Source organism: Bartonella sp. AP258QHHD (genome assembly GCF_042196145.1).
In the GTDB taxonomy this organism is placed as follows: domain Bacteria; phylum Pseudomonadota; class Alphaproteobacteria; order Rhizobiales; family Rhizobiaceae; genus Bartonella.
Genome location: NZ_JBHIPR010000014.1, coordinates 261,305 through 284,384, shown reverse-complemented (window position 1 = coordinate 284,384; position 23,080 = coordinate 261,305). Strand labels below are relative to the sequence as shown.

Below are 23,080 nucleotides of genomic sequence, written 5' to 3'. Positions count from 1 at the left end.
TTGACCAGAGCGACTGATATAGTCGTGGTCTTTATTGATCGTGGTGATTACTACGGATCCATGGAGAAGGACACTATAGGTCGTATCATTGATCCAACGAAGCATCTGGACAGGCTTTGCTCTTCGGATAGTTGTAGTGATGGCATCTATCGCTACCCGATCACCAAATTCTTCTGGAAACCAAACTCCATGAATGGTTTTGGGATCATTGCCATAGCCAGTAAATTGCAAACTGGGTGTCTTGCCAAAACGCTCCATACAAACCCATGAGGCAGAAAACTCTTCTTCAAAGGATTGGAAATTTAGCCAGTCCACATAAAATTGATGCGGTCCTAACATCAGCAAAGGATCTCTCATAAGCGCCCTCCCCTCATTCTGTCCCGCCATGCAGCGCATTGGCGCGTGCCCGTTGCAAAGCATGAGCAACCGCACGACCAGTGGCCATGGGTTCACGGGCACCATTAACATGTACCGTGACATCTTGATTGTGTGTGATGGGGGAACGGTCTTTGTCTCTTTGCTCTCTCGCAGATGAATTTACAGGAGAAGCCCCCGCAAATTGTGCAATCGGTTGAATGGCTGTTTTGCCACCAATATAAGAAACAGCGAATATAGTGGATCCGCTAGCTTTAATATCGCCTTGTAAAAGGTCTTTCCCTCTACTCTTTTTGCTATCAAATCCTGATTTTACAATTCCTTGCTCTCTTTTTTATACTCAAAATTGCCTCTAAAACAGGATAGATTAATCGTAAAAAATATATAAAAGAAGCAAATTATAACATTTTTTCTTATCCTTCTTAATACAAAATAACTGTTAAGCTACAATACGCTAACATTTATCAGTCATAAGTCCAAAACATCATATAATGACGAAACAAATTCATAGAGTGAAGATTTTTCACTATCAACCGTTGTATTAATCTTTCCATAATGCATAAAAATGATGAAGCGGCCCTCGCCCTTTCCCTACTTTTAAAGCATCTGAGGCAGTTAAAGCGCCATGCAAATAATCTTTTGCTTGTTTAACAGCGCAATCCAAAGGTTGGGTAGGTAACAGAGCTGCAATGGCAGCAGAAATGGTACACCCTGTCCCATGATCATGAGTAGTTGAAAGACGAGAGGCTTCAAGTATAACAAGGTTTTCACAATCACAATAAAGATCTGGACTAGAACAATCGTAATTTTCTGTACTATTTTTGGTCAGCGTATTCAAATGTCCCCCTTTTAACAAAACTGCATGACACCCTAGCGCCAAGAGTCGTGGAGCATATTGATACATAGTCTCTAAAGACCATTGCACTTCACGCCCCAATAACAGTGCAGCTTCAGGCAAATTTGGCGTGATCAAAGTTGACATCGGCACAAGAACATCACGCATAATTTCAATTGCATCAGACTTTAAAAGAACATCACCACTTTTTGCAACCATAACCGGATCAAAAACAATGAAACGCGCTTTATGATAAGCAAGACGTTCTGCAATAACCTGTGCAATCTGAGCATTTGCAACCATACCAATTTTAACGGCATCAACATGGATATCCTCAAAAACAGAATCAATTTGATCTGCAACAAAAGAAGCATCTAATGCCTGAAAAGAACGCACACCCTGAGTATTTTGTGCAACAACAGCTGTAACCACACTCATACCATAAGTTTTCATAGCTGAAAAAACCTTCAAATCCGCCTGCATTCCAGCGCCACCAGAAGGATCTGTTCCCGCAATAGATAAAATCCGTGGAATAAAAAGTTTATCTTTTTGTAATTCCATTAACCTCTTTCCTTCTGTTTTTAAATATCGGAAAATGAGTTACCGAAAAAATAGATGCTTGAAAAAACATAAAGAAGATGTTTTCTCATGTGAATTATATTATATACGAAGTCTTCTTATAGATATAAAATGGAAAATGTAGTGCTTATCCTTCGTTCTATTCTTTTTACGTTCGCTTTTTATACAACAACTTTCATACAAATGATTCTTTACGCTCCCGTTTATTTTTTAATGCCCCGCAAAAAGGCATGGATTGTCCCTAAAACATGGGCGCGCGTTACACTCTTTTTGCAAAAATACATCGCAGGCACAAGTTATGAGATTGAAGGTTTAGAAAATCTTCCCAAAGGACCCTATATCATTGCTCCAAAGCATCAATCGGCTTGGGAAACTTTCAGTCTTGTTCCTTATTTTGATGATCCCACTCTCATTTTAAAACGTGAATTGATGTGGATTCCATTGTTTGGCTGGTATATGGCAAAAACGCAAATTATCCCCATTAACCGCACAACACCCATCAAAGCCTTAAAAATGATTATACAAAAAGCAAAAGAGAAAGTAAAACAAGGGCGCCAAATCTTGATTTTTCCCGAAGGAACACGCCGACAACCCGGTCAAGAACCAGATTATAAGTCAGGAATTGTCGCGCTCTATAATGAATTAGGACTTCAAGTTGTTCCTATTGCACATAATGCGGGTTTATATTGGCCACGCAATAATTTTCGCCGCTATCCCGGAACAATTCGTGTCCGTATTCTTCCCCCGATAGAGGCTGGTTTAAGCAAACGTGATTTTCTAGATCAACTTGTCCAAAAAACTGAAAAAGCGTGTGATGAACTGCTTCTCTTAGCAGCTCAAGACCCTACCCCTCCTCCTATGCCACCATACGCTGTTCAGAAACTTCAAAAACTAAATCAACATGAAACAATGCACTGATTGATAAGAATAATGCATAACTTTGTATATTGAGCGGAGTATAGGGAAAAAAATATAAGAAAGATACTTCAAACTTTCTAATTTAAAATTGTAAAACACTTGTACATGATAAGAAATGATCAATGTGTAAATTTTTTTGAAAAAGAATTCTTCCTCTCTTTAAAATCATTTAAATAACATACATCTCATTGATTTATAAGGATGTTTTAGCGTTATTCAACTTGAATGAGAACCCTGAATACCGTAAGATTTTCTCATTTCAAATCTATTCTAGGTTGAATCAATTAGAATCATTTTCTTACACATTACAAGCGGGGATATCTGTGTGAATAAAACGATACAAGAAAAGATTAAAATGCTTTTTACGAACCGTCTCAAGTGCCAAGGGCTATCCTAACAGGAGAGCAAGAAAAATGCATGATTATGCAGATTCATTCCTTTCTGAGAAATTCAATCCCTCCAAGAGCCTGAAATCTTGTACAATCTTCATTATTTAAAAAGTATTTCTTGAGATACTTAAGTCATCAAACCAAATTCAAGGGGAAAATAAAAATGAGAATTGGTTTTTATCCCACAGACACAACGGATACAGCAATTAACCATCTTTCCTTCCTATCCTAGACTTAAATGCTTTGTGTGCTACATTAAAACAATTCTAAATAACGAATAAGAGGGAACTAGATTTAAATTAATGCGACGTCTCTTCTATAATTTATTTTTTTCTGTGATTTTGAGTTTATCCAGCGCTGTTGCTCTAGCGCAGCCTTTTATTTCTGTTGATGTTACAACGAGGCGTATCTTAAAACATAATCAAGCTTTTGAGCGTTGGTATCCTGCTTCCTTGACAAAATTAATGACCGCTTATGTTATTTTTCGTGCCATGAGCCGAGGGGAAGTTTCACCAAACAAACATATCACCATCAGCGAATACGCCGCAAAAGCTCCCTCATATCGTTCAGGCTATAAAGCTGGTTCTGTACTCACACTTGATACAGCCTTAAGTATCACCATGGTTAAATCTACCAATGATTTAGCCATTGCCATGAGTGAAGCTGTTGCGGGTTCACAGAAAGATTTTGTACGTAAAATGAATAGCGAAGCTAAACGTTTAGGCATGTTTGGCACCCATTTTGCGAACGCAAGTGGTTTACCAGATCCTCAAAACTACTCCACGGCACGCGATATTGCTCTTTTAGCCGTTCAAATACGTCGAGAATTTCCACAATATGCTCATTATTTTTCTATTCCAGCCATTGATTTTGGTAATAATCGAAAAATCCAACATAACTCAAACAACCTCATTGGCCGTTTTTATGGGATAGACGGTATGAAAACAGGATTTATTTGTGCCTCTGGTTTTAATCTTGTTGCCTCAGCCACCCGCAATAAACGTACAATTATTGCTGTCATTCTAGGTGCTAACAACATAAGTGAAAGAGAGGAAAAAGCTGCACAACTTCTTGAAATAGGATTTTTGCACCAAGGAAGCCCCCAATTAACACTAGCAACATTAAAACCTTATGGGAGCAACATAACACAAGCCAACAATATGAGACAACAAACATGCACACCTGAAGCCATAAAAATGCATGCAAATTCATATGATGATCAAGGAAATATTATTCTCACCTCACCTTTTATCACTGCTCCACCTTCTTTTTCTCATCCTTTATCAGTACACCTCATTCGTACGCCACAAACACCTAAAATGACAGTAAAACCACTAAGAAAACCCTATATTCCGTATAAAAGGCACGCAAACCATTCTATAAAAAGCCATAAATCATAATCTACAATTAATTATAATACTTTGATTTATAATGATAATTAATTATTTTGTACCTTATGTCAAAACCACAAGTATTGTAAGATTCTCTCATTTCAAATCTGTATTTGTTGAATCAATAAAACCAGTCTCTTGCGCGCCACAAGGTGGATGAACATGTAGATAAAATAATTAAAACCAGGAATAAAAATCCTTCCTATAAGTCCTTTCAAGAACCAAAAATTATCATAACATTGACGCTAAAAGTGTATAATATACCCACGTGCACCTACCTTTATAAGCGTAAAGATAGTGGTACAATGGATTTCATGGGGGATTAACCATTATATCCCTCACGGACATCATTATAAATTGCTTAGACATACTGAGATATATTTTTTAAAAACAAAACTATGATTGATGATTAACATGAAAATAAAGCGCATCCCTCTCACGCTTATTACGGGTTTTTTAGGCTCTGGCAAAACAACTTTGCTCAACCGTATGCTACAAGACCCTCTTCTAACAGAATGTGCTGTTATCATCAATGAATTCGGCGAAATCAGTATTGACCACCTTCTGGTTGAAAAAACGACAGAAGGAATTATTGAGCTTGCCAATGGTTGCTTATGCTGTAATTTACGCAGTGATCTCATCGACACATTAATTGATTTAATAAATCGCGTTCAGACAGGACAGATCAAACAACTCCATCATATTATCATTGAAACCACAGGGATGGCTGATCCCGCCCCTATTTTACAAATACTTTTAAGCCACCCATTGTTTATTCAAACATTGTCCATAAATGCTGTTCTTGCAACATTTGATACATTAAGTCCACTTTCCATATGTAAGCGCTATCCTGAAATATATAAACAATTAATATTTGCTGATAAAATCATTCTCACCAAAACAGATCTTAGAGACCCACAAACGCTTTCAGATGCACTCCTTAGCACACTTAAAACAATGAATCCTACAGCACAAATCATTGACGCCCATTCTAAAGATTTCTGTTCAAATCTATTAATAAATAACAGATTATGGGATGAAAAAGTAGAAAATACAAAACTTAAACAAAATCTTACGACTACCCCACATGATCATACCCCCCATAAAACCATTCGTACCTTTTCACTAAACTGTGAGGGTCCTGTTGATTACGCCACAATTGAAGCTTTTTTAGATCTCCTACAAGAGCGTTATGGTACAAAATTATTACGTATTAAAGCAATTATCGCATTGCGTGATGACCCTTATCGCCCACTTGTATTACATGGCGTACAAACATTTTTTCATCCTCCCATAAGATTGCCGGCATGGCCAAAAGGAATAAAACAAACACGTTTTGTCATCATTGCCGATGGTGTTGAAAAAGACGCAATACAAAAGCTCCTCAATGCTTTTTTTAATAAACCAGCAATAGATACTGCAGACAAAACAGCTCTCTTAGAAAATCCTCTGGTCATTCCAGGAATAAAATTTTAATTTTTTCTCCCCTTCAATGATATAATATTAAATTCATTGGCACCACCATCTTTATGCTTTTAAAGAAGCAAACCGGCACCATTACACACTTTGCTAATTCCCAATGTTGAAACAAGCCCTTGGTACTTGAGACGGTTTGTAAAAAGCATTTTAGTCTTTCTTGCACAGTTTCACCCACGCGGTTATCCCCGCTTGTAACGTGCAAGAAAATGGTTTTAATTTATTCAACATGGAACGGCTTTGAAATGAGAGAATCTTACGGTATTCAGGGTTCTAATTTAACTTGAATAACACTAAATTATCATTATAAATCAAATTGTTAGGATAAAAAATTTAATACCCATCAATCTGCAAACAGATTGTTTTCTCTCTAAATGCGCTTCATCTGCAAACCACTTCATATGATTCATTTCACAGACCGATTGGCCAAATTCTTGGTTCTAAAATATTCTGCTCAACTCTATGTTTACTCAAGCTAATTGAAATCAAAATCCCTGTTAAGAAAAAAACCAAAATCAGACAGAGGCAATATCGCATTTTAAAATATGTGAATGTATCTTATATAACAGCACGACTATTTTACAGCATAAAAGAATAAAACTCTTTGAAAGAAATAAAAAGAGAGGTACATTTCATGTTAACTTACTCTTCACTAAAAACGAAGATTGATACCAGTAACGATGTGCAAACAATCCAACTTCTTTGAGAAAATTCCTCTTGGCTTCCCACTTCATATGATTTACTTACATAAAGCTCTATGAAAAAACTCTGCGCTTTAAAATATTGACTACTCACTTAAACACCTTATGTGCAAAGTTTTTGCATATCCTGTATCACCATTATTAAGTGATAGTGTTTACGGTGCTGTAGGATACAATAACACTCACTGCATTAGAGAAACTGAATTTTTATCAATATCGCGATTAAAAACGTAACGTTTTCCATAAACCTCAACAGTTGGAGGTTGACGATTTTTTTCAAAAAAATCATAACCTTTCTTAAGCATAACCCAGAATTGATAATGAGGATTCTTGCTATGACGTGACATATTATCCTTGGTCATGCGGAAAGGAAAAGCCTGCAACTGAAACTCTCTTTGTCCTCCTTTAAAAGCATCCCGTGCAAACGCATAAATCTGAGCCATGTTCTTATCACTCATAGAATAACAACCTGCGGAAAAGCAAGAACCATGCACCATAAGATTGCTTCCTGTGCGACCATTTTCCTGATCATAAAGGTTAGGAAATCCTATATTAAAAGAGAGATAATATTTTGAATAAGGATTCATTTGGTTTGCGCTAATAGTATAAAAACCCTCTGGTGTCTGAAGATCCCCTTCTTTATATTTAGGTCCAAGCTTACCAGACCATTTGCAAATGCCATAGCGAGCAACCAAGATAAAAGGTCCTGAACGAGATTGCTTCCAAACTTCAGCAAGATTTTCTTCCTTAAAAAACCGCATCATAATCGGTGCATAGGGATCTATATCATACAGAACCATTCTATTTTTGATTTCTTGCGGCAACGGCTGCTCAACTTTAGCGCGAATAGAGGCTGGTAATCTTCCTTCACATGCTGTCAATAGTCCCATTACAAACAACACACACACAGCAAGGAATCTGCTAAATGTCATCGAATAAAACTCCAATCCAACACCCCTCACAAAAAATAACCTATGTTAGAGATCGACCAATTTGAAGGTATTTTTCCCTTCGCTCTTGTTTAAGCACTTGACCATCTTTTCCAGCCATAGCTTTTAAAGCTTCTGAAATAACATCACCCGTTGCATCAATGACAATCTCTTTGCCACGATGCGCTCCCCCTAAAGGTTCCGAAATAATGCCATCAATAATCTTTAAGCGATACAAATCTTGAGCGGTAATACGCATATTCATTGCAGCATCTTTTGCACGAGCTGGATCACGCCATAAGATAGAAGCTGCTCCTTCTGGTGAAATAACAGAGTAAATTGCGTGCTCCAACATATAAACTTTGTTGGCAGCCGCGATTGCTATCGCCCCTCCAGAACCGCCTTCTCCAATAACAACGGAAACCACAGGAACTTTCAAACGCAAAGTTGTAGCTGTTGATTGAGCAATTGCTTCCGCTTGCCCACGTTCTTCAGCGCTTACCCCAGGATAAGCACCTGCTGTATCAATAAAAGTGAGGAGTGGCAAACCAAAGCGGTCAGCCATTTCCATAATACGTACAGCTTTACGATAGCCTTCTGGACGCGCAGAACCAAAATTATAGCGCAAACGTGTTTGCGTATCGTGACCTTTCTCTTGACCGATATAAGCAACGGCCTCACCTTTAAAGCGTGCAAACCCCGCTTGAATAGCCTCATCTTCAGCAAACTTGCGATCTCCGGCCAAAGGCGTAACGTCACTCAATAGGCGTTTAGAATAGTCCATAAAATGGGGACGATCCGGATGACGAGCGACTTGTGTTTTTTGCCACGGCGATAATTTTTTATAAATATCGCGCAACGCTGTTTGGGAACGCGTTTCAAGACGAGCAATCTCGTCACTCATATCAAGACTGCCTTTTTCCTGAGAAATTTTTTTTTAATTCAAGAATTTTCCCATCAAGATCAGCAACTGGTTTTTCAAAATCAAGATAATTATACATTTGTGTCAACTCATTCAGTGTCACTTATACACTTATAATTTGCTTTATAAAGTCTTTTTCAAAAACATCACCTTTTCTTTAACGAGCCTTTTGCTCATCGGCAAGTGGATGATGCTCATTGACTAAACGATAAAGTCCCTCTTCCAACACATGGGTATAAATCTGAGTGGTAGCAATATCAGAATGACCTAACAAATGTTGAACGGCACGCAAATCAGCACCATTTTGCAAAAGATGACTAGCAAAAGCATGACGCAACACATGGGGAGAAAAGCTATCACTTCCTATCCCTGCTCTTCTAGCGAGATTTTTCAACTCTCGTGCAACGACTTGACGAGCAATATATCCTGTCTCGGAATGCGCAGGAAAAAGATAAGAACTCGTAGCGTCCTTTCCCTGATCACGCAAATTTAACCACTGTGAAAGAACTTGGCATGCTTGTTTTGATAACAGCACCATTCGTTCTTTTTTGCCCTTACCACGAACCAAAACGCTGTATTCCTTCCTTCGAACAGACTGAACCGGCAGACTCACCAACTCACTAATACGTAACCCTGTTGCATAAAGCATTTCAATCAATAGCTGAAGACGCAGTGCTCGGAAATAACCTTTGGACCCATAGTCTGCTTGGTTGACTTCTAACTCCGCAAAATCAAGCAATTTTATCACTGCATCTTCACTCATGATTTTGGGCAAAGGACGCCTCTGACGAGGTGCATCAATATCATGAGAGGGATCATCTGCTCTCAACCCTTCAGCATAAAGGAATTGATAAAACTGACGCAAAGTCGATAAACGACGCGCTTGCGACGATGCCGCAAAACCAAAAGTATGCATAAGTGACAAAAGAGTAATTAAATCTTCTTTTTGTGCTGAAAAAAGCGAAACAGAGTGTGAAGACAATTCGTCTTGTGCCCACTGCAAATCATGCTGATAAGCCGCAAGCGTATGAGACGAAGCCCCTCTCTCCGCACTCATCATCTCAAGAAAATGATCTATCACAGCACCACTTTTCATTTCATTGATTCGCTTCCGTAGAAAGATTCCATGAATTCAAGGGAACATCAATGTACATATCCACAGTTACTGGTTCAACCCAAACCACAAGAGCACCCATTATAATGAAAAGAACAGAAAGCAAAATGAAAAGAATCATCAAAAATCTAGTCAATGTTGGCATAAGACAATAACCTACCCAAAAATATTCTATCTCGTATTATGCCTCACAAAGATTAACAGGAATTGACTTTAAGATGGATAAATGCCGAAATAAAGTTATGAAAAGCAATCGACAAAAACGCGTCCCCATAACACAAATAAAGAATCAGCTCTTATCGTCCCTTGATAAAAGAGCACTTGTCCTTGTTGGTCTTATGGGGGCAGGCAAATCAGTGATCGGAAAACGCGTCGCCACCATGCTTCGTTTACCTTTTTATGATTCTGACCAAGAAATTGAAAAAGCTGCACAAATGACAATCACGGAACTCTTTGAAATTTATGGTGAATCCGAATTTCGTGCTCTTGAACAGCGTGTTATTCTAAACCTCATGAAAAAAAGTCCCCTTGTTTTAGCAACAGGTGGTGGTGCCTACATAAATGAAAATATCCGAAAAGCCATTCACCAAAATGGTATATCCATATGGCTAAAAGTCGATCTTGATATCCTCATGCAACGTGTCTCAAAGCACCCAACACGTCCCCTGCTTCAAACAGCCAATCCTAAAGAAACCATGCAAAAACTCATGGAACAGCGTTATCCTATCTATGCAAAGGCAAACTTAACAATTAACAGTCATAAAGAAAGCCGTCATACCGTAGCACAAAATGTTATACGATCCGTACAGCACTACCTATACACAGAAATTAACAATAGGGATAACCAGCATGCAAACCAAAACCGTCACTGTTAAACTGGACAAACACTGTTACGATATCATCATTGGTCCGGGTCTGATTACACAAGCTGCTTCACAAATTAAACATGCTCTTAATAAAAAAGATCCTCATCAAACGCGCTTGGCACTTGTTACAGATACAAATGTTGCTTCCCTTCATTTGGAGATATTGCAAGCAGAATTAACAAAAAATAAAATTCATACTGTCCCTATTATTGTAGAAGCGGGAGAACAATCAAAATCATTTTCAACCCTGCAAGTTGTTATCGATCAAATTCTTGCTGCACGCTTAGAAAGAGGCGACTGTGTTATTGCTTTTGGCGGTGGTGTCATTGGTGATCTAGCAGGATTTGCGGCAAGTATAATCCGCCGTGGCATGAACTTCATTCAAATGCCCACAACGCTTCTTGCACAAATTGATTCTTCTGTTGGTGGAAAAACGGGAATCAATAGCCAATATGGCAAAAATCTTATTGGTGCCTTTTATCAACCACAATGCGTTATTGCTGACACGTGTCTTCTTGATACCCTGCCACCGCGTGAATTTCGCGCTGGCTACGCAGAAATAGTAAAATACGGTCTCATTAACCAACCTGACTTTTTTGAGTGGCTTGAAAAAAATGGGCAGAAAATTTTCTCTAATGGCCCTATGCGAACAGAGGCCATTGTTCGCTCATGCCAATTTAAAGCTGCCATTGTAGCACGTGATGAGTACGAAACGGGAGAGCGCGCACTCTTAAATCTCGGCCATACATTTGGACACATGCTTGAAACAGCAACCGCTTATGACTCCAACCGTTTAATCCATGGCGAAAGTGTAGCAATTGGGATAATTCTAGCTCATCAATTCTCTGCTCAATTAAATTTAATAAGCCCCACGCTTACACAACGCATTGAAGCGCACTTCAAATCTATAGGATTGCCTACACAATTAAAGGATATCCCAGGGTCTCTACCAGATGCTGAAACTTTAATGACTCTCATTGCCCAAGATAAAAAAGTTTCGCAAAACAATTTGACTTTCATATTAACACGCGGACTTGGCCAATCATTTATTGCAAAAAATGTTTCACCAGATGCAGTTTTATCCTTTTTGGAACAAAAATTAACAGAAATTCGTTAATTCATATTGAATATAATTGATTCGTTTTTATACTTCTATTAAAGATTAAATATGATGATGTCTGCGTAGCTCAGTAGGATAGAGCACAGGATTCCTAAAGAAATTGGGCACTTTGAGGAGAAATCCTCAAAGTGAATCTGCTCAAATTCGGGGAAAGCTTCATGGGCGACTATATGCCAATCCCGAGCCAAGTCTCTTTTCAAATGAGAGAAAGGTGTAGAGACTGAACGGGCAGCACCTAAAGAGCAAAAGCTTCAAGGTGAAGAGACAGTCCAGACCACAAACAGCCGATAAGGCTGGCGGTGAAAATCGAAGTGGTATGAATCCTGGGGTCGCAGGTTCGAATCCTGCCGTAGACACCATCGTATCAGTCAAATTATTCTTTGTGCACAATATTAGGAATATAGGGAAGCATCATGAAAAAAACTTTGCACATTTTAGGATTTTTCACCGCTTTAAGTTTATCACTCTTCAGCTCAAACAATAGCTTAGCTGGTTCTTTAATCATTGAAGTACCAGACAATCCAGAGCCCAAAACAGAGACCATTACCTATCAGTGTGATACTGAAACAGGTAAAGAGCGCGTAGAGGCAGTCTATCTTAATGCTGACAATATTTCGTTGGTTGATTTCAAATGGAACGGTGATCGTGTCATTGCTGCTAATGTCATCGCGGCAACAGGAGCAAAATTTGCAGGAGCTCAGTACATCTGGTGGGAGAAGAACAAAGAAGTCACGCTTTATGACCTTGCTCAGGATCCAGAAGAAAAAAAACCTATCCTCTGTAAAGATGAGTCAACATTATTATTTTAAATAACACGGGAAATATTATGAAAAAAATTTCTTTTACTAAACAATTTTTCATTACTTTAAGTGTGCTCCTCCTCGGTTCAATTAATGCATTAGCAAGTTCTTTAGTCATTGAAGTACCAGATAATCCAGAACCAACAACAGAGACCATCTCCTATCAATGCGATATGGGAACAAGCAAAGAGTATGTTGAAGCAACTTATTATAATGCTGGTAATATTGCGCTTGTTGATTTAAAATGGAACGGTAAGCGCATCGTTGGTTCTAATGTAATTGCCGCTTCTGGAGGAAAATATGTGGGTGGACAATACATTTGGTGGATAACTAAAAATGAAGCCATATTTTACGATCTTATTAATGATCCAAAAGAAGAAAAGCCCATCCACTGTGTAGAAGAAAAAAGCACAGAATAAGGAAGATTCTTACATTTCAAGAACCGTGCTGGCTCTCATCTCTTGATGTTCCTTCTGACGTGGGTAACTTTTCCTCCGTCTTGTGTAATAAAAGAGCCAGCGGTTTTTCTGACTGTTCTTCTGAATGATGTCGATAAGCTGCTGTATGTGAGAGCAACATAGAAGCTACCGGTGCTGTTAAAAACAAAAAAAACATCAGCAACACTTCATGAAAAACAAAATAATGGTCCACAAATATTGAATAAAGAAATGAAGAAATAAGAATACTACCAACGCCCCAACTCGTACATACTGAAAGCATATGCAAACGCTTATAAAAATTGGAAAAACGCACCAAACCTATCGTTGCGATCAATGTCAATCCAGACCCTAATATTAAGAAAACTGTGATAGCAATAGCAACCACAAGCGATATATCATCTTTCATTCAATAATCTCCCCCCGCATAAGAAATTTCGCCAAAGCGATGCTTGAGACAGATCCCAACAATCCAATAATGAGAGCTGCGACAAAATAAGTGGTTGTTCCTGAACGAATATCGAATGTAAGAAACAAAAGAATAGTGGTTATATAAAGGGCATCCAAACCAACAATTCTATCCTGCGCCCGTGGACCACGAATCAACCGAAACAGCGCGAAAATCACCGCTAAACTTAAAAAAAACTGTGAAAAGAAAAGCCCCCAATAAAGAATCACCATACTCATAAAAAAATCTCCAAAAGCAATTGCTCATACCGTTGTTTGATCAACTGTTTGTAATCATATCCATTTTTTAAATTTAAGACATGAAGCAAAAGTTCACCCTTTTTACTATTATAGGCAACCCAAGCAGTTCCAGGGGTTGCCGAAAGGATGCATGCTAAAATAGCCAAAGCAGTGCGATTATGAAGCAGAAGAGGTACTACAATAAAACCAGATTTCTGCTCTCGAGACCTTTTTGTTAAAACAAACCAAGCCACCGAAACATTTGAGAATATAGAATCTATAAATACTCGAAAAACGAGACGAAAAACCGCACTCCAGCTTTTAATAACAACCTTCTCCGGCTCCAGAAGCCGTATCATCCAACCACAAAACAAAGCGGTTAAAATCCCTAAAAGCAATTGCCCTAAACTAAAACCATTTAAAATAAGCCACATAAGGACAATGACACCACTGAAAAAAGGGGAAGGACAAAAACGATTCATTTACTTATCTCCCTATTTTCGAGAGAAAAATCCGTTAAAACGCTCCCAATATAGTTTTGAGGTTCATACAAAGTCTTAGCAGTTTCAGACATATAATGACTAACAGGACTGGCTACAATTGTTATAAGAAAACACAAAGCAAGGAGAACGGCAATAGGCGCAAATTCTATCACTTGCACACGAGGAATACGCCCTTCAAGAGAAACCCAAAAAGTTCGGATACCCGTTCGTGTCAATGCAATCAAAGCCGCAAAACCAGAGAGAGTGACAAAAACTACAAAAAGCCAATCTTGGTAAACCGGAAGAGAAGCAGAAAAATCCTCTCTACTGTGGTTTAAAATTGCCATGAACATCATAAATTTAGCAACAAAACCAGAAAAAGGCGGCAATCCAATAATCAAAATGGCACAGATACCAAAACAAGCTCCAAGAATTGCCAAGGTTACTGGAAAATAGATGCCAACTTCATCTTCTTCCTCCTCTTCATCGTCACCATACACCTCCATTGTGACAGCAAGAACATTAGCAGCCACATCTTGACAGCGTTCTACCAACTCTACCAAAAGAAAAAAAGCTCCCAGTGCTAAAGTTGAAGAAACAATATAAAAAAGTGCGCCTGCTGTCAGTGCTGCATTGCCTATCCCGATCGCAGCCAACAATGTGCCAGAAGAGACAAGAACGCTATAAGCTGCCAAACGCACCAAAACTTGGCTCGCCAATACTCCAATAAAACCAATAATCATAGTGGCAAGCCCACCATAAAACAAAACTGTATGACCAAAATGGTTAAAATATTCACTTTCAGGACCAAACCATAGCAACGTTAAACGTAAAATAATATAAATACCAACCTTGCTCAAAAGTGCAAAAGAAGCTCCAACAGGCGCTGCTGCTGCACTGTAAGTTGGCACCAACCAAAAATTAAGCGGCCACATACCCGCTTTAAGCAAAAAAGCAATACCTAAAAGTGCAACACCTATTTCGAACAAAACAATATCTGTAGAAGATATATATTTTATTTTAACAGCCAAATCGGCCATATTAAGAGTACCAACGACTCCATAAATGAGCGCTATACCAACTAAAAAAAATAATGAAGCAACAAGATTAACCACAACATAATGCAACCCTGCACGCACGCGCGTCTGACCAGAACCATGCAAAGCAAGCCCATAGGAAGCCGTTAACATAACTTCAAAAAACACAAATAAATTAAATAAATCGCCAGTCAAAAAAGCACCATTTATCCCCACCATAAAAAATTGCATTAGTGACTGAAAATGAGAACCAGCTTTGTACCAATGAGCCCGCGCAAAAACCAACACGCTAGTCACCAACAAGCTGGAAAGTAAAAGCATCATAGCGCTTAAGCGATCAAGGACTAAAACAATTCCAAAAGAAGACGGCCAATTACCAAGTCGATAAACATCGCAAGCCGGTGCTATTTCAAGAGTACGTATAATCAATAAAATGGCAGTAACGACCAACAGTCCCGCAGAAGAAAGACTGATGAATGATTTAAGTCTTGCACGACGTTCATCATAAAAAAGAAGAAGTGCTCCAGTGATTAACGGCAAAAGAATAGGCAAAATAAGGAGATGATGCACTCCTATTTCCATTATTGCACCTCACGTCCATCAACGTGATCAGAACCCGTTAAACCACGTGAAACCAACAAGATAACTAAAAATAAAGCTGTTGTTGCAAAACCAATCACAATCGCAGTTAAAACCAAGGCTTGTGGAAGAGGATCGACATAATTAGCTGGATTAATAACAGTGGTAGGATCAACAATTGGAGCAGCATTACTACGCGGTCTACTCATTGAAAATATAAAAAGATTAACACCATAGGAGATCAAGGACAAACCAAGAATGACTTGAAAAGTACGTGGACGCAAAACAAGCCAAATACCTGATCCGACAAAAACACCGATACCCAAAGAAAGAACAATTTCCATTAATTTTCCTTCTCTTTTAAAATAGGTTTCTTACCGATTCGGTAACTCCTAATTGACTGGTGTGCAAGTGCAATTAAAATGAGAACAGTTGCTCCTAACACAAGAGAAAGCACACCAAAATCAAACAAAAAAGCAGATGCCATGGGAACTTTCCCAATTAACGGAAGATGAATATATCGAAAAAAGGATGTTAAAAAAGGATATCCAAAAAACCAAGAGCCCATCCCCGTTACGACTGACAATAATAAACCAAAGCCTATCCAACGCAAAGGTAAAACTCTCAAATGCGTTTCCACCCACCGAATATCGCGTGCAAGATATTGTAAAATAAATCCTATAGCCAAAGTAATACCACCGACAAATCCACCTCCTGGCAGATCATGCCCTCGCATGAATAAATAAATAGCAAAAGCGATAATAATCGGAAAGAGCCAACCCATAATAACAGCAGGAACAGCTAAATAATTCAATACTGTATCTCCCACATTTCGATTAGGCTGTGCTATATCAAAGGCTTTCTGGATACGTTGTTGAAAAGGCGCATCAATACTCTCAGGCGCAGGACGAAAACGTCGTAAGAGTGCAAAAACAGTAAGGGAAACAACACCCAAAACCACAATTTCTCCCATGGTATCAAAACCACGGAAATCAACCAATAACACATTCACAACATTGCGACCACCAGCATCTGAGTAAGCATGCGTTAGAAAAAAATCAGAAATCGTTGTACCTTGGGGACGTGTCATCACTGCAAAAGAAAGCCATGCTACACCAGCACCTCCTACAAGGGATATGATGAAATCACGGAAACGACGCAAGCGAACCCAAAAATGAACAGCAGCTGGCCCAGGGTCATGCAAACGTTTAGGCAACCACCGTAAACCAAGCAATAATAAAACGACTGTAACAACCTCAACAACCAATTGTGTTATTGCTAAATCAGGAGCAGAAAGCCATAAAAAGGTTGCACAAGTCATCAAACCAGCTCCCCCTAAAAGCATAAGTGAAGCAAGACGATGAAACTTTGCTCGCCAAGCAACTAAAAGCGCACATAATCCGCCAACCAGCCAAAGAGCGAGAAAAGGAATATCAAGTGGAAAAAGCGGTAATGTCCCCACTGGAATGAAACCATCGCACCAAAGTAAAAGACCAACAAAGGCAAAACAGACCCAAAAAATCCAATGCAATTGGATCTGCAAACGGCGTGTTGACAAAGCAGACTCCACCGCACGGGCCCATTTCCAAGAAATAATTACGAGAATGCGTTCAAAAATACGCGGTCCTTTTAAGTGACGGAAAAAAGGAGCCCCATCATCACAGGATAAAAAATAACGATGCCCAACAGCATAGAGCAATCCGCCCCCTAATAATGCAACAAAGCTCATCACTAATGGAGTGTTAAACCCATGCCAAACAGCCAAACTATAAGGAATTGTCATTGGTCCTAAAACAGACACGACCGCATTATCTAAAATAGGTCCTATTGTTAAATTAGGAAAAATACCAACCGCTAAACAAATAAACACCAAAAGCTCCATTGGTAAACGCATGAAATGCGGTGGTTCATGGGGAGTCTTGGGTAAATTGTCAGGCTTTGGTCCTAAAAAAACGCCATGAATAAAGCGTATAGAATAGGTCACACTAAACAGACTAGCTAGCGTTGCCACATAAGGCGCAATCCAATCGAGCCATGATTCCATATGCGTTTCAACAGCTTCAGCAAAAAACATCTCTTTCGATAAAAAACCATTCAACAAAGGAACCCCAGCCATCGCTGCACTCGCAACTAAAGCAAGAGTTGCTGTGATAGGCATAGAACGATAAAGCCCTGACAGTTTACGCATATCACGTGTTCCCGTCTCGTGATCAATAATGCCAGCAGCCATAAATAAAGAAGCTTTAAAAGTAGCATGATTGGCCATATGAAAGATCGCCGCAACACATGCAAGTGGACTACCAAGACTTAAAAGTGTTGTAATTAATCCAAGATGACTAATAGTCGAGTAAGCAAGCAGTCCTTTCAAGTCTTGCTGAAACATGGAAAAATAGGCACCTAGAAGAAGAGTTGAGAGTCCTGAAAAGCCAACCAGCCAAAACCAAGATTCTGTTCCAGAGAGCACAGGCCATAAACGAACAAGCAAAAACAATCCCGCTTTTACCATTGTTGCCGAATGCAAATAAGCCGATACGGGAGTTGGAGCAGCCATCGCGTTAGGTAGCCAAAAATGAAAGGGAAATTGCGCGCTTTTTGTTAACCCTCCCAATAAAATACAAATAAGGATAGGACTATAAAGAGAACTTGACCGGATCATATCTCCAGACTGTAGCACCTTATCCAAATCAAAACTGCCAACAGTATACCCAATCAATAAAACTCCAATAAAAAGAGCAAAGCCGCCAAAACCTGTGATCGTTAGAGCCATACGCGCACCCTCACGCGCACTTGCATTATGGTACCAATAGCCGATCAGCAAAAAAGAAAAAATACTGGTAAGTTCCCAGAAAACAACCAAAAAGACGAGATTACCTGATAAAACTATTCCTATCATTGATCCCATAAAGGCCAAAAAAAAGGAAAAAAAACGCGGTACAGAATCCGCTGGATCTATGTAATAACGTGAATAAATGACAACAAGCAACCCAATCCCTGTAATAAGCAAGCAAAAAAGCCAGGACAAACCATCTATGCGGAGAATCAAATCGCTTCCCCATTCTGGAAGCCAAGAAATATCTAAACGCACTATGTGGTTTCCGCGAACTTCCGGATAAAGCATTATTGTAAAAATAAGACAGAAAAGTGCGACGACCCCAGCAAACCACGCTTCATTATTTTTTGCTGTCGAACGAAAAAAGCCAATGACAGCACTTCCACCAAAAGGAAGCAAAACGAGCAATACCAACATTGCTTCCCGTGTTGTCATTCTTTAAACTCCATTTTACCTTAATATTTTGTCATCGACAAAACAAAAACTTATATTCTCACCCCCCCATTCCACACTTAATGATAATAAGATTTAATAAAACTTAAAAGCATTTAAATTTTAAAAAAAACAATGCTTGCATGAAAATACTGCGCACCACACAAGTCTTCTCTTTATTGTAAGAACAATAACGCCCACGACAAGAAGCAATTAAAATTTTATTTAATTTCTATCCTTTAAAAAAGCGTGATAAACACTGCCTACGCCCCCCATGAAAAGGCTGAAAACTATTATCATTTTTATTATAAGAGCGATAACGCGCACGGCAAGATTCAATATGTTGTTTAAGCATCCATGGCTCTTTTTTTTCTAATTTTTCCGAAGAAGACGTTAAAAACACTTTTTTAGCATCTGGTACAACTTTTAATGATGCGCCTTTTGTGCTTAAGTGCGGTGATGTAACAAATGCCACTTCAGGATACCACCAATTATCACTGTATTTACGATAACCACGCCGATAATGACGATAACCTTTGAAACCATTAAGTTCTCTACGCCCCGTAAAAATCAGAGGCACCGAACTATCTTGGACAGAAGTATGAGTAACCAGTTTGGCTTTAGCGTCACTTCTATTTTGCCCCCAATTAACAAGAGTGGTTGTTATAATGAAAAAAATGCTAACAAATACAAAAGCTAAAGCATAATATAATTTTTTTTTCATACTCATAACAAAAAACTCAACATAATAAACAACAGTAATTACAGAAAGCCTTTCTCTTGCTAGACAGAAACAGATTCTTTTCTTAAGATTCTTTTTTCTTGAGACATTCTGTTACTCTTTGTACTAAACGTTGATCTTGGCAATAAGATCCTTCAAAAAAGAATGAATAAATGATGATAAAAACCCCCTATTATCTTATAGACAAATCGAAACTCATCAAAAACATGCAAACAATTTCTCATTTACGGGAAATGTCCGGAGCTAAAATTTTACTTGCTTTAAAATGTTTTGCCACATGGAGTGTTTTTGATTTAATGTCTGAGTTCATGGATGGAACCACATCATCATCCCTTTATGAACTACGTTTAGGAAGAGAAAAATTTGGCAAAGAAACCCATGCTTATTCAGTGGCTTGGGCAGATGATGAAATTGATGAAGCCTGTGGTTATGCAGATAAAATCATCTTTAATTCCATCCAACAGCTTCAACGCTTTTCTGATGCAACAAAAACCATTCAAAGAGGTTTAAGGTTAAACCCAGGAATGAGCGCATCAAATTTTGATCTTGCCAACCCCTCACGCCCTTTTAGCCGCTTAGGAGAAACAAACCAAAGCGCTATCAAAGAAATTCTGCCACTTATCAACGGATTGATGATCCATAACAATTGTGAAAATGCTGACTTTAATCTTTTTAACCAAATGCTTGGGTATATGGAAGAAAAATTTGCAGAACTTTTTTCTGCTGTTGACTGGATAAGCCTTGGCGGTGGAATCCATTTTACGGCTGAAAATTATCCTCTAGAAGCTTTCGCAAAACGCTTAAAACAATTTTCTAAAACTCATGGTGTCACTCTTTTTCTAGAACCAGGAGAAGCTGCTATTACCAAAAGCACCACATTAGAAGTCAGTGTTCTTGACACATTGTATAATGAAAAGAATCTAGCCATCGTTGATAGCTCAATTGAAGCACATATGCTTGATCTTCTCATTTATCGTGAAAATGCTAAATTAGAACCTAATCAAGGACCACACGAAATTATGATTTGTGGAAAATCTTGTCTTGCCGGCGATATTTTTGGAACATTTCAATTTCAAAAACCTCTTAAAATAGGCGATAGACTGTCTTTTCAGGATGCAGCAGGTTATACAATGGTCAAGAAAAACTGGTTTAATGGCGTTACAATGCCTGCTATTGTTCTCAAAGAGTGCGATGGTACATTAACACTTCAACGCCAATTCAGCTATAGCGACTATCAGGAAAGCCTTTCATAAAGATAAACCATAAAAAACGTCATACAACAGTATTAAAAAGGGAGATGGACCTACAATGAAAAAAAATGTTCTCATTATTGGTGCTGGAGGTGTTGCACAAGTTGTTGCACACAAATGTGCTCAAAACAATGATATTCTTGGTGAAATTCATATTGCGTCACGAACACTCAAAAAATGTGAAGCCATCATTGCTTCTATTAAAGAAAAAAACACAATGAAAGAGCAAGGTGTTCTCAAAAGCCATTCGCTCAATGCCATGAATGTAGAAGAAACTATAAAGCTCATCCAAAAGACCAAATGCGAAATTGTCATTAATGTTGGTTCTGCCTTTCTTAATATGTCTGTTCTTTCAGCTTGTATTGAAACCAAATGCGCTTATATCGATACCGCAATTCATGAAGACCCATTGAAAATTTGTGAAACACCTCCTTGGTATGGCAATTATGAATGGCCTCGGCGTCCAGAATGTGAAAAAGCTGGTATAACCGCTATTTTAGGAGCAGGTTTTGACCCAGGTGTAGTGAATGCTTATGCAGCATTAGCGCGCGATGATTATTTTGATAAAATCACAGATATTGATATTATTGATATTAATGCCGGAAATCATGGACGTTGGTTTGCTACAAATTTTGATCCAGAAATTAACTTCCGTGAATTTACAGGACAAGTATGGTCATGGCAAAATAAAAAATGGACTTCCAATAAAATGTTTGAAATCAGCCATGAATGGGATCTTCCCGTTGTGGGAAAACAAAAAGCCTATATGACAGGACATGATGAAATTCATTCACTTTCCAAAAATCTTGATGTAGAGAATGTCCGTTTCTGGATGGGATTTGGTGATCGTTATATCACTGTTTTTACGGTTCTAAAAAATCTTGGTCTCTTATCTGAACAGCCCATTAAGACAGCAGAAGGACAAGAAGTCGTGCCCTTGAAAGTCGTAAAGGCCGTCTTACCCGACCCTTCCTCTCTCGCCCCAGACTACACAGGAAAAACCTGTATCGGAGATCTTATTAAAGGCGAAAAAGATGGACACCTGCGAGAAATTTTTATCTATAATATAGCCGATCACAAACAAGCTTTTCATGAAACTGGGGCACAAGGCATTTCCTATACGGCTGGCGTACCAGCAGCGGCAACAGCTCTTCTTATTGCCACAGGTGAATGGGATGTTAAAACTATGGTCAATGTGGAAGAATTACCACCCCACCCTTTCCTTAAATATCTTGATCATATGGGGCTTCCCACTTTTATAAGAGAACAACAAGAGGATAAAAAATTACAATTTTAATACCTATAGAAAGCATATGCTTGATTTTTTAAGTTATCACAAAACTGCCCAATGAAAACAAACTTAATATTCTCGTGTAATTATGGTTTTCAAAAAAATTTTAGCTATTCGTTATATTTTGGCAACATTGCGATTTCTTAACAACCCTAAAGAAGAGACATAGCATCTTTTTAAGACATAGCGAGCAATGATCAAGAAAAACAGAGAAGAAAAAACTAATTTAATCACACTGTATAACTTGTCATTATCATCAAAAAGATAGTGTCATAAACAAAAGATATAAAAATACCGCTCTTTTAAAGAAGAGCGGTATTTTGTAGAATATTCAATTCCTCGCCTCTTCATCTTAAATGACAAAGATCCTTAACCTACACCAATCATTAAACAATTCAATTTCTTTGAGTGAATTCCTTTTGACTTCCCTCTTCATATATAATGATTTGATTTATAACAATAAATCATCATTTTCAACTTGATTCATAACGCTGAATACTGTAAAATTCTCTTAATCACAAACTCTCTCACATTGAAGTAATTAAAATCTTTTGTCTGCACATCACAAACAAAACGAGCGTGTGAGGTAAAATGATAAAAGAACAGAATGAAATTTCTCAAATAATAAAGAGCTTTAGCAATATTAAGAACTGAAAAAGTGTATTATAATGCCAGCGTGTACTTTTACTAAACATAAAGATGATGGTGCACAATAGGTCTTATAACAGTTTGAATGAATTTCATATATTTCAAGAGGAACTTTTACAGCTATACCATTCACGAACACCCTCGCGAAGTAGATTTGAGCATTTTGAGAGATGTCTTCTTAACACAAAGCACCCAGATAGGCTCAGAATCCTATCTTAAATATTTTATAACAGTATAAAAACTACCCCAT

The 23,080-nt window shown here is 38.3% G+C and carries 20 protein-coding genes and 1 pseudogene; 9 read left to right on the top strand and 12 right to left on the bottom strand.

What is annotated here, in order from left to right; all coding sequences use genetic code 11:
• A partial coding sequence (locus ACFIMM_RS02130) for a phage tail protein (RefSeq protein ID WP_375692589.1) occupies positions 1–357 on the bottom strand: 357 nt, incomplete at its 3' end.
• A 559-nt stretch (positions 358–916) separates the two neighbouring features.
• Positions 917–1,771 carry a bifunctional hydroxymethylpyrimidine kinase/phosphomethylpyrimidine kinase gene (gene thiD / locus ACFIMM_RS02125; RefSeq protein ID WP_375612742.1) on the bottom strand — a complete coding sequence of 285 codons (855 nt, stop codon included), beginning with the start codon at positions 1,769–1,771 and terminating at the stop codon, positions 917–919.
• 129 nt (positions 1,772–1,900) lie between these two features.
• Here thiD and ACFIMM_RS02120 point away from each other — a divergent pair, with 129 nt between their 5' ends.
• The 3 genes from ACFIMM_RS02120 to ACFIMM_RS02110 all read left to right on the top strand — a co-directional run bounded on the left by ACFIMM_RS02120 (position 1,901) and on the right by ACFIMM_RS02110 (position 5,963).
• On the top strand, positions 1,901–2,707 hold the full coding sequence (locus tag ACFIMM_RS02120) for a lysophospholipid acyltransferase family protein (RefSeq protein WP_375628565.1): 807 nt from the start codon (positions 1,901–1,903) through the stop codon (positions 2,705–2,707).
• 691 nt (positions 2,708–3,398) lie between these two features.
• Positions 3,399–4,496 (top strand): D-alanyl-D-alanine carboxypeptidase family protein, encoded by a 1,098-nt coding sequence (locus ACFIMM_RS02115; protein ID WP_375611309.1) that lies wholly within the window; start codon positions 3,399–3,401, stop codon positions 4,494–4,496.
• Between the two features lie 405 nt (positions 4,497–4,901).
• Complete coding sequence (locus ACFIMM_RS02110) at positions 4,902–5,963, top strand: CobW family GTP-binding protein (protein WP_375682600.1); 1,062 nt, start codon at positions 4,902–4,904, stop codon at positions 5,961–5,963.
• Between the two features lie 883 nt (positions 5,964–6,846).
• Here ACFIMM_RS02110 and ACFIMM_RS02105 read toward each other — a convergent pair.
• The 3 genes and pseudogenes from ACFIMM_RS02105 to ACFIMM_RS02095 form a co-directional block, all read right to left on the bottom strand.
• A complete protein-coding gene (locus ACFIMM_RS02105) occupies positions 6,847–7,596 on the bottom strand; it encodes a L,D-transpeptidase family protein (RefSeq protein ID WP_375628563.1) in 750 nt (249 codons plus the stop codon).
• A 40-nt stretch (positions 7,597–7,636) separates the two neighbouring features.
• Positions 7,637–8,594: pseudogene (locus tag ACFIMM_RS02100) on the bottom strand (acetyl-CoA carboxylase carboxyltransferase subunit alpha).
• A 78-nt stretch (positions 8,595–8,672) separates the two neighbouring features.
• Positions 8,673–9,611 (bottom strand): site-specific tyrosine recombinase XerD, encoded by a 939-nt coding sequence (locus ACFIMM_RS02095; protein ID WP_375692588.1) that lies wholly within the window; start codon positions 9,609–9,611, stop codon positions 8,673–8,675.
• 260 nt (positions 9,612–9,871) lie between these two features.
• Between ACFIMM_RS02095 and ACFIMM_RS02090 the strand changes: the two genes are divergently transcribed.
• The 4 genes from ACFIMM_RS02090 (at position 9,872) to ACFIMM_RS02075 (ending at position 12,834) form a co-directional block, all read left to right on the top strand.
• Entirely contained in the window at positions 9,872–10,504 is a 633-nt protein-coding gene (locus ACFIMM_RS02090) for a shikimate kinase (RefSeq protein ID WP_375606223.1), read from the top strand.
• A complete protein-coding gene (gene aroB / locus ACFIMM_RS02085; RefSeq protein WP_375638134.1) occupies positions 10,479–11,612 on the top strand; it encodes a 3-dehydroquinate synthase in 1,134 nt (377 codons plus the stop codon). The genes ACFIMM_RS02090 and aroB overlap by 26 nt, the downstream gene beginning before the upstream one ends.
• A 416-nt stretch (positions 11,613–12,028) precedes the next feature.
• Positions 12,029–12,424 carry an MliC family protein gene (locus ACFIMM_RS02080; protein WP_375617422.1) on the top strand — a complete coding sequence of 132 codons (396 nt, stop codon included), beginning with the start codon at positions 12,029–12,031 and terminating at the stop codon, positions 12,422–12,424.
• 17 nt (positions 12,425–12,441) lie between these two features.
• Positions 12,442–12,834: an MliC family protein gene (locus tag ACFIMM_RS02075; RefSeq protein ID WP_375681198.1), complete on the top strand. Its 393-nt coding sequence runs from the start codon at positions 12,442–12,444 to the stop codon at positions 12,832–12,834.
• Positions 12,835–12,850: 16 nt separating this feature from the next.
• Here the strand turns inward: ACFIMM_RS02075 and mnhG are convergent, their stop codons facing one another.
• From mnhG to ACFIMM_RS02040, 7 genes are all read right to left on the bottom strand, one after another.
• Entirely contained in the window at positions 12,851–13,261 is a 411-nt protein-coding gene (gene mnhG, locus ACFIMM_RS02070) for a monovalent cation/H(+) antiporter subunit G (protein WP_375671699.1), read from the bottom strand.
• The gene (locus ACFIMM_RS02065; RefSeq protein WP_375606068.1) at positions 13,258–13,539 is read right to left on the bottom strand and encodes a K+/H+ antiporter subunit F; all 282 of its coding nucleotides are present in this window, start codon (positions 13,537–13,539) and stop codon (positions 13,258–13,260) included. Before ACFIMM_RS02065 ends, mnhG begins: the two co-directional genes overlap by 4 nt.
• Positions 13,536–14,021, bottom strand: a complete 486-nt coding sequence (locus ACFIMM_RS02060; protein ID WP_375612748.1) for a Na+/H+ antiporter subunit E — start codon at positions 14,019–14,021, stop codon at positions 13,536–13,538. Before ACFIMM_RS02060 ends, ACFIMM_RS02065 begins: the two co-directional genes overlap by 4 nt.
• The gene (locus tag ACFIMM_RS02055; protein WP_375611319.1) at positions 14,018–15,640 is read right to left on the bottom strand and encodes a monovalent cation/H+ antiporter subunit D; all 1,623 of its coding nucleotides are present in this window, start codon (positions 15,638–15,640) and stop codon (positions 14,018–14,020) included. Before ACFIMM_RS02055 ends, ACFIMM_RS02060 begins: the two co-directional genes overlap by 4 nt.
• Positions 15,640–15,981 (bottom strand): Na+/H+ antiporter subunit C, encoded by a 342-nt coding sequence (locus ACFIMM_RS02050; protein WP_273790150.1) that lies wholly within the window; start codon positions 15,979–15,981, stop codon positions 15,640–15,642. Before ACFIMM_RS02050 ends, ACFIMM_RS02055 begins: the two co-directional genes overlap by 1 nt.
• Complete coding sequence (locus ACFIMM_RS02045) at positions 15,981–18,902, bottom strand: monovalent cation/H+ antiporter subunit A (protein WP_375612749.1); 2,922 nt, start codon at positions 18,900–18,902, stop codon at positions 15,981–15,983. The genes ACFIMM_RS02050 and ACFIMM_RS02045 overlap by 1 nt, the downstream gene beginning before the upstream one ends.
• A gap of 229 nt (positions 18,903–19,131) precedes the next feature.
• Positions 19,132–19,629, bottom strand: coding sequence for a BA14K family protein (locus tag ACFIMM_RS02040; protein ID WP_375632101.1), 498 nt, complete (start codon positions 19,627–19,629; stop codon positions 19,132–19,134).
• A gap of 167 nt (positions 19,630–19,796) precedes the next feature.
• On the opposite strand from ACFIMM_RS02040, the gene ACFIMM_RS02035 reads away from it, so the two are divergent.
• A complete protein-coding gene (locus ACFIMM_RS02035; protein ID WP_375612883.1) occupies positions 19,797–20,894 on the top strand; it encodes a carboxynorspermidine decarboxylase in 1,098 nt (365 codons plus the stop codon).
• Between the two features lie 55 nt (positions 20,895–20,949).
• The gene (locus ACFIMM_RS02030; protein WP_375628551.1) at positions 20,950–22,188 is read left to right on the top strand and encodes a saccharopine dehydrogenase NADP-binding domain-containing protein; all 1,239 of its coding nucleotides are present in this window, start codon (positions 20,950–20,952) and stop codon (positions 22,186–22,188) included.
• The last annotated feature ends 892 nt before the right edge of the window (positions 22,189–23,080 follow it).